The following is an 11,751-nucleotide window of genomic DNA, read 5'->3' as shown; positions in this document are numbered from 1 at the left end:
GGGCGCCGACGGCGCGGGCGGGGAGTCCGGCGGCTGCCTGTGTCTGACGCTGTTCGAGGGCACGCCCGAGCACACCGGGTCGCGCCACGCCGAGACCCGGGAGGTGTTGCTGGCCCACGGCGGCGTCTCGTTGGGTGCCGGACCGGCCGAGGCGTGGGAGCACGGCCGCTTCGGTGCGCCCGTCCTGCGTGACTCGTTGCTCGACAACGGCGCGCTGGTCGAGACGCTCGAGACCGCCACCGACTGGTCGAACCTGCCCGCGCTGCGGGACGCCGTCGCCGGGGCGCTGACCGCCTCGCTCGAGGCGAGTGGCACGCCGGCACTGGTGATGTGCCACATCAGTCACGTCTACCCCACCGGCGCGTCGCTCTACTTCACCGTGGTGGCGGGTCAGCGGGGCGAGGACCCCGTCGCGCAGTGGATGCAGGCCAAGCGGGCGGCATCGGAGGCGATCGTGGCCGCCGGGGGGACGATCACCCACCACCACGCGGTCGGGGTGGACCACAGGCCCTATCTCGAGGCCGAGATCGGCGAGGTGGGCGTCCGGATGCTGCGTGCGGTCAAACATGCCGTGGACCCGGCGGGCGTGTGCAACCCGGGGACGTTGATCCCGTGACCGCGCGACTGTCCGACCGTCGGATCCGCACGGTCGCCCTGCTGACCAACCCGGCCGCCGGCGGAGGACGGGGTGACCGGGTCGCCGACAGGGCGGCCGCGAGGCTGCGGTCGCACGGGCTCGAGGTCGACGCCCTCCAGGGGGCCAGCGCGCAGGAGTCGCTCGAGCTGGCCAGACAGGCGATCGCCGACGGCGTGGATGCCCTCGCCGTGTGCGGCGGGGACGGGATGGTCTCGCTCGCCGTACAGGCGCAGGCGTTCTCGGGCGTCCCGATCGGCATCATCCCCGCAGGCACCGGTAACGACCTCGCCCGCGAGTACGGCATCCCGTTGGACAGTCCGGAGGCCGCCGCCGACGTCGTCGCCGGCGGCCGGGTCGAGCAGGTGGACCTCGGCCGGGCCACCCCGGACGGCGGGGACCCGCACCTCTTCGCCTCCGTCCTGTGTGCGGGGCTCGACTCGGCGGTCAACCGGCGCGTCAACGAGATGACGATCCTCGGCGGGCCCCTCCGCTACGTCCTGGCCTCGATCATCGAGTTCCCGACGTACCGGCCCCGTCGCTTCCGCATGACCTTCGACGCCGGTGGGGCGGGGGAGGAGACGGTGGAGACGGAGGTCCTCCTCAGTGCGTTCGCCATCACCCGGAGTTACGGCGGCGACATGAGGATCGCCCCCGACGCCGACCGGTCCGACGGGTTGTTCGACGTCTGTTACGTCGGCAGGATCTCCAAGCCCCGGCTGGCGTGGCATTTCCGAAGGATCTACTCCGGGACCCACGTGGGGCTCCGGGGGGTGACCACTCGGCGGTGCAGGTCGGTTCGGATCGAGGCGCAGGACGTGGAGGCGTTCGCCGACGGTGACGCCGTGGCACCGCTCCCGGTGACCGTCGAGGTCCTCGCGGGGGCCGGCTTGTTCCTGGTGCCGCGGTCACTCCAGCCTCATTCGTAACACTGATCTACGCAGGTCACGGGCGTTACGCATCACTGATACCTCATCCGCCAATCGGTTCGCTTCAGGCTCGCCGAGACGGCATGATCACCTCCATGCGCTCCAGGCTCACCGCGTCACTCGCGACCGTCGCCGTCACCTCTGCCACTCTGATGGGCGGCGGGGGAGCCACGGCCTCCGCCCAGGCTCTGCCGTCGTTCATCCCGCAGCATGTGGTGGACGGACTCGTCTCCCAGGCCCGTGCCGCGGTGCCCGCCGAGGTGTGGGCGGCGGTCGGGTCGACGGGGATGGCCTACCAGGACGTCTCGGGCGGGGTGCGCGAGGGCATCGTCCGGGAGATCGACTCCTACCGGGTGTCCCGGGGGCTCGGGGCACTGGCCCCCAACCCGGATCTGGACCGCGAGGCGCAGGCGTGGGCCGACCGGCTCGCCGCCCAGGACGCCGTCTACCACAACCAGGCCCTGCTGAACCGCGGCCACGGGGAGAACATCGTCGCCGCGGGTACACACTGCGGAGCGGTGTGCCTGGTCGACCTGTGGAAGAACTCACCCGGCCACAACGACAACCTGATTGACCCCGGGTACCGTTCGGCGGGAATGGGGATCGCGTACTCCGCCGGTGGCAAGGTGTTCGTGGTACACAACTTCGCGTACTGACGTCAGCCGGGGGGACCGACCCGCTGCCAAGCACGGCCGAACAGACGAGGGAGACCATGTCCGAACGGATCACACGCGCACTCAGGCTCAGGACAGACCCGGGGATCTTCCTCACCACCGTGGCGGTCATCGTGGCCTTCGTGGTGGTCACGTTCCTCGCGGGGGACTGGGTGGGGGACGTCTTCGGCACCGCCTCGGGGTGGATCATGACCAACCTCGGGTGGTTCTACATCGCCGGGGTCTCCATCTTCCTGCTCTTCCTGCTGTGGATAGCGCTGAGCCGGTTCGGACATGTCCGTCTCGGCGCCGACGGCGAGGAGCCCGAACACTCCACGGCGGCCTGGTTCGGCATGCTGTTCGCCGCCGGGATCGGCACGATCCTCATGTTCTGGGGAGTGGCCGAGCCCATCTCGCACTTCGCCACCCCGCCCCGCGGCGGGGTGGACCCCGGGAGCAGGGAGGCCGCCCAGGAGGCGATGGCCTTCACCCTCTACCACTTCGGTCTGCACACCTGGACCATCTTCGCGCTGCCCGCCCTGGCGTTCGCCTACTTCATCTACAAGCGCAAGATGCCGCCGCGCGTCAGTTCGATCTTCGCGCCGATCCTGGGCAACCGCGTCTACGGGCCCATCGGCAAGACGATCGACGTCGTGGCGCTGGTGGGAACGGTGTTCGGCGTGGCGACCTCCGTCGGCCTCGGCACACTCCAGATCAACGCCGGTCTCAACGAGCTCTTCGGGATCGCGGTGTCCCCGGTGGTGCAGGTGCTCGTCATCGTGGTGGTCACCACCATCGCCTGCATCTCGGTGGCGGCGGGCCTGGACAAGGGCATCAAGCGACTGTCCACCCTCAACATCGCCCTGGCCGTCGCGCTGCTCGTCTTCATCGTCGTCACCGGACCCACCCTGTTCCTGCTCAAGGGAACGGTGGAGACCTTCGGTGTCTACGCCTCGACGCTGCCCGAGCTGGCGTTCTGGAACAACGTCTTCCCGGCCAACGACGACCTGGCGACCTGGCAGAACACGTGGACCGTCTTCTACTGGGCGTGGACCATCACGTGGTCGCCGTTCGTGGGCATCTTCATCGCCCGCATCAGTCGCGGTCGGACCATCCGCCAGTTCGTCTTCGGGGTGCTCGTCCTCCCGGTGGCCTTCTCCATCATCTGGTTCGGCGTGTTCGGCATGGCGTCCTTCGACATCGAACTGAACGGACCCGGTGGACTGGTCGAGGCGGTGGTCGACGACGGGGACATCCCCGGCGCGCTGTTCGCGTTCCTGTCCAACTACCCGCTCGCCACCCTCGTCTCCGGGATCGCGGTGCTGCTCGTCGTCATCTTCTTCACCACCTCGGTCGACTCGGCCGCGATGGTCGTCGACATGATGGCCTCGGGCGAGGACGACACCGTCGCCCCGTCGCCCGTCCACCAGCGCATCATCTGGGGCGTCCTCATGGGCGCCGTCGCCGCGACGCTACTCGCCGGCACCGGGACCGGTGGTCTCAGCGCTCTGCAGGAGGTCATCACCGTCATCGGGCTGCCGTTCTTCGTCATGGGCTTCGTGATGATGTACAGCCTCGTCAAGGGCATCTCCGCCGACCTGGGCGAACGCCCGCCCACGGTGACACGGCAGTGGGATCGCGCCTATTCGCCCGAGGAGTTCGAGAAGAACGAGAACACGCCCTCACCCGAGCCGATCGGCCCGCTGCACCGGATCCCCGGGGAGGAGGACGACGGCGCGCCGAACCCGGTCGAGTCCTCCGACTAGTGCCCTCGCACGTCGAGCATGGTCATCCCCGCGTGCATCTCCCACACGAGGATCTCGGCCCCGTCCGCGCCGGCGGTGACCCGGCGACCACCCGTGGCGGTGAGTCGCGCGGCGTCACCGGTGGCCAGTTCGCCCTCGCCCTCCAGATCGACCGAGCCGAGGGGCACGTAGAGGTGGAGGTACGGCGCATCGGGGAGCTGGACCGACCGACCCGGCTGTAGTCGCGCGGCGAGCAGCGCGGAGGTGCTGTTGCGGATCCGGATGGCGGCCCGGTCGGCGTGGGCGCGGAGACCTCCCGCGACGACGGCGAGGTGGTTGTCCAGCTCGCCGGGATCGATCTCGCGCTGCTCGTACCCGGGGTCTCCGCCGGTGGAGTCCGGGACCACCCACATCTGCACCAGGTGCACCGGGTCGGCCGGGACATCGGAGTGCTGGATCGATCCATCTCGCCAGCCGTCGTTGCGCTCCGAGTGCAGGATCCCCGTGCCCGCGCTCATCCGCTGGGCCAGACCGGGGTAGATGATCCCGTTGTGGCCCTCGGAGTCCTGGTGGACCAGCGAACCGGACAGCACCCAGGTGACGATCTCCATGTCCCGGTGGCCATGGGTGTCGAACCCGGAACCCGCCGCGATCCGGTCGTCGTTGTTGACCAGGAGTCGCCCGAAATGGGTGTTCATCGGATCCTGGTGGCGGGCGAAGGAGAAGGAGTGACGGGAGTCCAACCAGCCGCCACCGGTGTGCGAGCGTGTGGCCGACCGACGGACTCTGACCAGTGGACCGAGCACGGCGCCCCCTCGGCTAGATGATGTAACAACAATACACTCGAGCAGTCCTTTCCGGCCGGGGTGCCGGTCCAGAACGGTCGTCCAGATTTTTCGCTGATACGACGACGGTCTCCCGCGCCCGGGCGTAGGGTGACAGTTGTCAGTGACGGGAGTCACATCACCCGCCGGGAGGTTTCCATGTTGCAGAACGCTCTGGCCGCCACGCTGCGCGTGGGAGTGGCCACGACCAACGAGGTGGCTCACATCGTCGTCGACAACACCCTGGGCCGTTTCCTCGACACCAACCCGGACAAGGTTCGCTGACCCTCCCCTCGGGCCGGGCTGTCGCGGGCCGGGCCGCGTCCACGCCGTAGCGCGGCACGTCGGCTGGTTACATCCCGTCGGCTGTGCCCTCGCTCCCACCGAGAGCGTGGTCCGGCTGCTCCGGCGTCTGATAGATGCGCTTCTGTTCCTCCATGTCGCGCGTGCCCGTCGACACGGTGCCGTCACCGTGGCCGACGCTCTGCCCGTCACTGTGGCCACCGCTGCCCGGTGCGTCCGGGTCGATTCCGGTCGCTCCCTGATCCGCTGCCGGATCCGGCGCGCTTCCGTCACCGACACGCGTTCCGTCGATGGTGTTGCCCAGGTCCTCTGGGGTCTCCGGGGGTGTCTCCGAATTCATGTGGTCCTCCTGGGTCGTGCGTACGGGGTGGTGACGACCCTAACCGCGACGGGCCCCACGTGCTTCCGGACATCTCCGCCGGAGCCACCGGTGACCGCCTCGGAGCAACGATCACCCGGGACCGCCTATCCTGGTGCTCATGTCGGACAATCCCTTCGGTCGGGTCATCACCGCGATGGTGACCCCAATGCACGACGACGGCTCGATCGACTTCGACGGGCTGCAGCGACTCGCGGTTCACCTCGCCGATCACGGTCACGACGGCCTGCTGGTCAACGGCACCACCGGTGAGTCCGCCACGACCACCGACGAGGAGGACTACGACGCCGTGGCCGCGGTCGTCGAGGCGGTCGGTGACCGTGTGTCGGTGATGGCCGGCTGCGGGACCAACGACACGGAGCACTCGATGCGTGCGGCCGCCGCGATGGTCGAGCGCGGCGCCGACACGCTGCTGGTGGTCACGCCGTACTACAACAAGCCCACGCAACACGGGATCGTCGAGCACTTCCGGATGGTCGCCGAGGCGGGAGGGCGACCCGTCATGGCCTACGACATCCCGGGGAGAACCGGCACGGCCCTGTCCTCCGACACCATCCGGCGACTTGCCGAGATCCCGGGTCTCCGCGCGGTCAAGGACGCCAAGGGCGACCTGTTCGAGGCCAGCCGACTCATGGCCGAGACCGACCTGCTGTGGTTCTCGGGCGACGACGTGCTCAACCTCGCGTTCCTCGCACTGGGCGCCACCGGGGTCGTGTCGGTGGTCGGGCATGTGGCCGGAGACGACTACCGGGCCATGATCGACGCCGTCGATACCGGTGATCTGCCCCGGGCCCGCGAGATCCACACCCGCCTCATCCCGGCCGTCGACGCGATCATGCACACCTCGCAGGGGGCGATCCAGGTCAAGGCCGCTCTCAAGATGCGGGGCCTGATCGGCTCCGACCAGCTGCGCATGCCCCTGCTCCAGGGCCCGCCGGAGCACCTCGACCGGCTCCGTGAGGGACTGGCCGCGGCCGGACTGGCCTGACCCCTACGGGTCGGCCTGACCCCGCCGCGGGCTGACTACCGGAACGCGGACATCTCGGTGCACCGCTTCCAGAGGGCGGCGGCGACCCGCTCGTCGCGGGACCTGCTGCTCGACCTGGCGATCTTCGGGTATCCCCTCAGTCCGCCGAGGCGATCGGGGCCCACGAAGGTCGCGCCCGGAAGGTCCGGCACCGTCGCGGCGTAGAGGACGGACAGGGCGCCCGTCTCCGGCGTCAGTCCGGCCCACGAGATCGAGTTGCCGAGCTCGAAGAACCGGTCGGCGGCCGGGCGGCCGCTCTGCCGGAGGAGTTCGGTGGCGGTGTACCCGGGGTGGGCCGCCATCGACCGGATCTCCCCGCCCTCGCGACCGAGTCGGCGCTGCCATTCGTAGGCCAGCATGATGCAGGCCAGCTTCGAGTTGGCGTAGGCCGCCATCGGCCGGTATCCGCGCAGGTCCATGCTCAGATCGTCGGTGTCGACGCGCCCGCGGAGGTGTGCCAGCGAGCCGAGCCAGACCACGCGATCGGTCAACCGCGGCAGCAGGCCGCCGGTGAGGGCGTGGTGACCGAGCGCGTTCACGCCGAACTGCATCTCGTGACCCTGGGCGGTCCGCGAGGGCGGGAGGTTCATGACGCCGGCGTTGTTGATCAGGACATCCACCCGATCCGCGGTCCCGGCGACGAACTCGTCCACCGAGTCGAGGTCCGCCAGATCGAGGCGACGGACCAGCGCCAGGTCACGCGTCCCCGACGGCAGGGTGGCCCGGGCGGCCTCGGCTTTCTCGAGGTTCCGGCACGCCATGACCACCCGGGCGCCCCGGGCCACGAGTGCCTGTGTGGTGGCCAGGCCGATCCCCGCGTTGGCCCCGGTCACGACAAAGGTCCGTCCCGTCTGGTCGGGGACGTCGGAGGCGGACCATCTGGGCGTGCGGCTCATGTGTGACAGTCAACCAGCCGCGCCTGCGCCGTGGTCGGACACCCGTGTGGTAACGCCGGGGGAGACGCCGCGATGTTCTTGTGACACACTCGCGTGAGGCGGGTGAGATCCCACGCGTCACACACGCCTTTCGTCTTCGACCGAGATCTCGGAGTTCCCTCATGACGTTCGACCGCCGTTCCTTCCTCCGCCGCGCCGGTCTCGGCGCGGCCGGAGCCGGCGCCCTCGCCGCGGGGCTCACTCCCGCGGTCGGTGCCCAGTCGTCCATCCCCGCACCGCTCGGCGCACTCCCCGGCGCGGGTGCAGGGGTCCCGATCGGCACGCTGCTCGACTACGCGTCGGGCCCGCCGTCGGCGGCCTCCGTCCGCGCGGCCGGACACATGGGCGCGGTGCGGTACTGCTCGAACCGCCGACCCGGCGCCGAGTGGATGACCGGCAAGCCGCTGTTGCGGCGTGAGGTCGACGATTTCCGTGCGCACGGCCTCAACATGGTCTCCTGCTATCAGTTCGGCAGGGACACCACCGCCGACTGGCGCGCGGGCGCGGCGGGTGGCGACCACCACTCCAGGATCGGTATCGGCATACACTTCGCCGCCGGCGGTCCCCGCGGGGTCCCGTTGTACGCCGCGATCGACGACAACCCCACCCGCTGGGAGTTCGACAACCTGATCGCCCCGTACCTCGAGCGCTTCCGTCACCACCTGCACGGCGCGGGGATGAAGCTGGGCGTGTACGCCAACGCGCCGACCATCGACTGGTGCCGTCAGCGGGGTCTGGGTCAGTACTTCTGGCAGCACGACTGGGGCTCTGGTGGGCGTCTCAACCCGAGTGCCACCATCCACCAGCTCCCGATCCGCCAGCAGGTGACGGTGGGCGGTGTGGTCTCCGACCTCAACCGCGTCTACGCGCTCGACTACGGCCAGTGGTGGCCGACCGACCCGGCCGCGCTCGTGGGCGCCGCGCTGGGCAGCGTGGGCTGAGTCGGGTCGCCTCGTACGCCGGGGGCGGCGGGGCGCGGCCGGTGACCGGCGGGTCGAGGCCCGGTCGGGCTAGTCGACGGTGATCTCGCCCATCGTTCCCCACTCCTCGCCGTCGACCGTCGTGTTGATGATCCGCGGGGTGCGCTGGAGGTACTGCGCGGCGGAGCCGGTGAACTCCCTGAAGTGGGCCGACCCGACGTGCTCGGCCGGGGCGTCCCCGTCGCGGAACGCCTCGCAGAGCAGGAAGGTGGTCTCCGCGTCGGGCGAGCGGTACCAGTCGAACCACAGGTTGCCGGGCTCCGCCCTGGTGGCCTCGGTGAAGTCGCGGGTGATCTCGAGCCATGAGTCCGCGAACTCGGGCTTGACGTCGAATCTCACGTTGATGAGCATCATGGCCCCATCCTGCCCGGGCCGGCGCGACCTCGTCGAGTGCTGCGCCCCCGCACCCGATCCCCCCGCACCCGCTGCCCCCGCACCCGATACCGAGGTGACTCGACCCGGAAAGCAGAACGGGCCTACCCTGTACCGGGTGACCATCGAGCTGAGCATCGAGAACCCCTGCGTCCCGCAGACGGAGGCCGACTCCTCCGTCCGCGCGGTCTGGGACCGGCTGTCCGTGGACGCCACGCAGAGTCGCGACGAACCCCTCATCGCCGGCCTGGTCCTGGATCTCGTCGACGGATGCGACGACCTGGGCGAATCCCTCGCGAGGCTCGCCGCCTCGCGCGTCGCGACCCCCGAGATCGGCCGGCACGTCCTGGAGAAGGAGATCAGGGCGATCCTGGTCGAGCACCCGCACGTCCTGGAGGCGGTCGCGGCCGACCTCGTGGTGAGCTTCGAGCGTAACCCGGCCTATCCCAACTACCTGGTTCCCTACCTGTTCGCCAAGGGATTCCTCGGGCTCCAGATCCACCGCGTCGCGCACGAGATGTGGAACTCGGGACGGGTCATGGCGGCCTCGTTCCTCCAGAGCCGGGTGTCCGAGGTCTTCGCCATGGACATCCACCCGGCCGCGCGCGTGGGTTCCGGGATCCTCGTGGACCACGCCACCGGCATCGTGGTGGGCGAGACCTGCGTGATCGGGGACGGCGTCTCGATACTCCAGGGCGTCACCCTCGGCGGGACGGGGAACGAGGACGGCGACCGCCACCCCAAGATCGGTTCGGGGGTGCTGCTGTCGGCCGGGTCGATCGTGCTGGGCAATGTTCACGTGGGCGAGTGCTCGCGGGTGGCCGCCGGTTCGGTGGTGCTCGACCAGGTCCCGCCGCACACGACCGTCGCCGGGGTGCCCGCCAGGGTGGTGCGGCGTCACGCCGACTCGTTGGTCCCCGCCGAGCAGATGGACCAGGAGATCGACCCGGGCGCCGAGTAGGCGTCGCGGGCCACGCGATCGAACGGGACACGGGCGGAGGGCACTGTATGCGGGTACTCGTTGTCGACGACGAACCTGCGCTCCTCGAGAGCGTGCGGCGCGGCCTCGCCGCCGGCGGATGGGCGGTCGAGACGGCCCCGGACGGGGAGATCGGACTCGAGATGGCCGCCGACGGGGACTTCGACGTGGTGGTCCTCGACATCATGATGCCGCGGCGCAGTGGTTACGAGGTGGTGCGCGAGATGCGGCGCCGCGAGATCTGGACCCCCGTGCTCATGCTCACCGCGAAGGACGGCGAGTACGACGAGGCGGACGCGTTCGACCTGGGCGCCGACGACTACCTGGTCAAACCGTTCTCGTTCGTGGTCCTGGAAGCCAGGCTCAGGGCGCTGGTCAGGCGGGGCGCCCCCGAGCGGCCCGTCTCGTTCGTCGCCGGTGACCTCGAGGTCGATCCCGCCGCGCGGGAGGTGCGGCGGGGAGGTGAGCGGATCCCGGTGACGGCGCGGGAGTACGCGGTCCTGGAGTACCTGATCCGGAACCGCAACCAGGTGGTGTCCAAACCCCAGATCCTGCGGGCGGTGTGGGATGCCGCGTACGACGGGGACGACAACATCGTCGAGGTCTACGTGGGCTACCTGCGTCGCAAGATCGACACGCCCTTCGGTGCACGAGCGATCGAGACCGTGCGCGGACAGGGCTACCGACTGGTGGACAGCGAGATGGCGAGCGCCGGGGGCTGACCCGCTCCGCTCACTCGGCCAGTGAAAGCGCCTGGAGGTAGGTGAGCGTGCCGCCAGCCCGGGTCGGTCACGGCTGGTCGGGGTGTTCCCCGATGGTCTCGACCGGTAGGTCCACGACGAACCGCGCTCCGCCCGCGGGGGAGTCCTCGACCCGGACCGATCCCCCGTGGGAGCGGGTGATCTCGGCGACGATCGCCAGCCCCAGGCCGGAGCCCCCGGTGCCCCGGGCGCGGTCGGCGTCGAGTCGGGCGAAGCGGTCGAACACCGTGTCACGCTGCTCGGGTGGCACCCCCTCGCCGTCGTCGTCGACGGTGATCACGGCGCGCGGCCCCGCGGGGCTCGTGCGATCCACGGTGAGCCCGATCGTCACGGCCTCGCGCGCGTGCCGACGCGCGTTGTCGACGAGGTTGCGCACGACCCGCAGCAGGGCGTCGGGGTCGCCGACCAGGCGGGCGGGTTCCACCGAACCGGTGACGTCGAGCCCGCCCAGTCCACGAAGCCGCCCGACCTCGGACAGGACGATGTCGTCCAGGTCCACGTCCTCGCGACGCAGGGGGACGCCCCGCTCGTCGTTCTTGGCCAGCAGGAGCAGATCCTCGACCATCGACCGCATCCGCTGGACCTCGGGGAGCAGGAGATCGTCCACGGTCTCCACGTCGACCGGGGTGCCGGAGGTCGAGGACAGCTCCAACAGGGTCGACAGCGTGGACAGGGGGCTGCGCAACTCGTGCGAGGCGTCGCCCACGAAGGCCACCTGGGCGGTCCTCGCGGCGTCCAGGCGGGCGAGCATCGCGTTCATCGTCCGGGCCAGGCGGGAGATCTCGTCCTCCGCCTCGGGCACCGGCACCCGCTCGCCCCGCCCCGAGGCGGAGATCTCGGCGACCCGCGACCGGATCGATTCCACCGGCCGCAGCACGCGGCCCATCGCGTAGTGCACGAACACCGCGGTCGCCAGTCCGGCCACGGGCACGAAGGACAGGAACAGGATCGCGCCCGCGGCGAGCACGGTGTCGTACCGGTCGGTGTCCGTGCCCACCTCGACGGCGAACGTCACGCCGCCGAGATCCACGCCGACCGACGTCACGCGGAGGTCCGCCCCACCGGGCGACTCCAGTTGGTGCCGGGTGATCTCCCCGGCCGCGGGCGCGGGCACCGGGGGCACGTCCTCGAGTCCGCGGGTGACCTGGGCGGCGAGCAGCCGGTCCCCCGGCCCGACGATCCGCACGAGGTCCACACCGGACAGCGGCTCGGCCACGAGGTCGAGGGCGG

The 11,751-nt window shown here is 70.3% G+C and carries 14 protein-coding genes; 9 read left to right on the top strand and 5 right to left on the bottom strand.

Annotation, left to right across the window (positions count from 1 at the left end; translation table 11 throughout):
* The 4 genes from G6022_RS12070 to G6022_RS12055 form a co-directional block, all read left to right on the top strand.
* Positions 1–616 (top strand): FAD-linked oxidase C-terminal domain-containing protein (locus G6022_RS12070; RefSeq protein WP_277819497.1); only part of this gene is annotated, 616 nt, incomplete at its 5' end.
* Positions 613–1,563: a diacylglycerol kinase gene (locus G6022_RS12065; protein WP_182691632.1), complete on the top strand. Its 951-nt coding sequence runs from the start codon at positions 613–615 to the stop codon at positions 1,561–1,563. The genes G6022_RS12070 and G6022_RS12065, both read left to right, overlap by 4 nt.
* A 95-nt stretch (positions 1,564–1,658) precedes the next feature.
* The gene (locus G6022_RS12060) at positions 1,659–2,219 is read left to right on the top strand and encodes a CAP domain-containing protein (RefSeq protein WP_241731194.1); all 561 of its coding nucleotides are present in this window, start codon (positions 1,659–1,661) and stop codon (positions 2,217–2,219) included.
* A 56-nt stretch (positions 2,220–2,275) separates the two neighbouring features.
* Complete coding sequence (locus G6022_RS12055) at positions 2,276–3,982, top strand: BCCT family transporter (RefSeq protein ID WP_182639451.1); 1,707 nt, start codon at positions 2,276–2,278, stop codon at positions 3,980–3,982.
* Here G6022_RS12055 and G6022_RS12050 read toward each other — a convergent pair.
* A complete protein-coding gene (locus G6022_RS12050) occupies positions 3,979–4,767 on the bottom strand; it encodes a pirin family protein (protein WP_182639452.1) in 789 nt (262 codons plus the stop codon). The two genes, G6022_RS12055 and G6022_RS12050, sit on opposite strands and share 4 nt — an antisense overlap.
* Before the next feature lie 177 nt (positions 4,768–4,944).
* Between G6022_RS12050 and G6022_RS17065 the strand changes: the two genes are divergently transcribed.
* Positions 4,945–5,070, top strand: coding sequence for a hypothetical protein (locus G6022_RS17065; protein WP_277817639.1), 126 nt, complete (start codon positions 4,945–4,947; stop codon positions 5,068–5,070).
* A 67-nt stretch (positions 5,071–5,137) separates the two neighbouring features.
* Here the strand turns inward: G6022_RS17065 and G6022_RS12045 are convergent, their stop codons facing one another.
* Positions 5,138–5,428 (bottom strand): hypothetical protein, encoded by a 291-nt coding sequence (locus tag G6022_RS12045; protein WP_182639453.1) that lies wholly within the window; start codon positions 5,426–5,428, stop codon positions 5,138–5,140.
* A gap of 139 nt (positions 5,429–5,567) precedes the next feature.
* Here G6022_RS12045 and dapA point away from each other — a divergent pair, with 139 nt between their 5' ends.
* Positions 5,568–6,455, top strand: coding sequence for a 4-hydroxy-tetrahydrodipicolinate synthase (dapA, locus tag G6022_RS12040; protein ID WP_182639454.1), 888 nt, complete (start codon positions 5,568–5,570; stop codon positions 6,453–6,455).
* Positions 6,456–6,490: 35 nt separating this feature from the next.
* Here the strand turns inward: dapA and G6022_RS12035 are convergent, their stop codons facing one another.
* Positions 6,491–7,390 carry an oxidoreductase gene (locus G6022_RS12035; protein WP_182639455.1) on the bottom strand — a complete coding sequence of 300 codons (900 nt, stop codon included), beginning with the start codon at positions 7,388–7,390 and terminating at the stop codon, positions 6,491–6,493.
* A 161-nt stretch (positions 7,391–7,551) separates the two neighbouring features.
* Between G6022_RS12035 and G6022_RS12030 the strand changes: the two genes are divergently transcribed.
* Positions 7,552–8,370 carry a DUF1906 domain-containing protein gene (locus tag G6022_RS12030; protein WP_182691630.1) on the top strand — a complete coding sequence of 273 codons (819 nt, stop codon included), beginning with the start codon at positions 7,552–7,554 and terminating at the stop codon, positions 8,368–8,370.
* Positions 8,371–8,439: 69 nt separating this feature from the next.
* Here G6022_RS12030 and G6022_RS12025 read toward each other — a convergent pair whose 3' ends face one another.
* A complete protein-coding gene (locus G6022_RS12025; protein WP_182691628.1) occupies positions 8,440–8,763 on the bottom strand; it encodes a putative quinol monooxygenase in 324 nt (107 codons plus the stop codon).
* A gap of 136 nt (positions 8,764–8,899) precedes the next feature.
* Between G6022_RS12025 and G6022_RS12020 the strand changes: the two genes are divergently transcribed.
* On the top strand, positions 8,900–9,742 hold the full coding sequence (locus tag G6022_RS12020; RefSeq protein ID WP_182639307.1) for a serine O-acetyltransferase: 843 nt from the start codon (positions 8,900–8,902) through the stop codon (positions 9,740–9,742).
* Positions 9,743–9,789: 47 nt separating this feature from the next.
* A complete protein-coding gene (locus G6022_RS12015; RefSeq protein WP_182639308.1) occupies positions 9,790–10,482 on the top strand; it encodes a response regulator transcription factor in 693 nt (230 codons plus the stop codon).
* Between the two features lie 67 nt (positions 10,483–10,549).
* Here the strand turns inward: G6022_RS12015 and G6022_RS12010 are convergent.
* A partial coding sequence (locus G6022_RS12010; protein ID WP_182691626.1) for an ATP-binding protein occupies positions 10,550–11,751 on the bottom strand: 1,202 nt, incomplete at its 5' end.

It is taken from the genome of Dietzia sp. Cai40, from assembly GCF_014145165.1.
GTDB classification, from domain to species: domain Bacteria; phylum Actinomycetota; class Actinomycetes; order Mycobacteriales; family Mycobacteriaceae; genus Dietzia; species Dietzia natronolimnaea.
The sequence above is the reverse complement of the archived record's forward strand: the minus strand, read 5'-3'. Positions and strand labels throughout refer to the sequence as shown.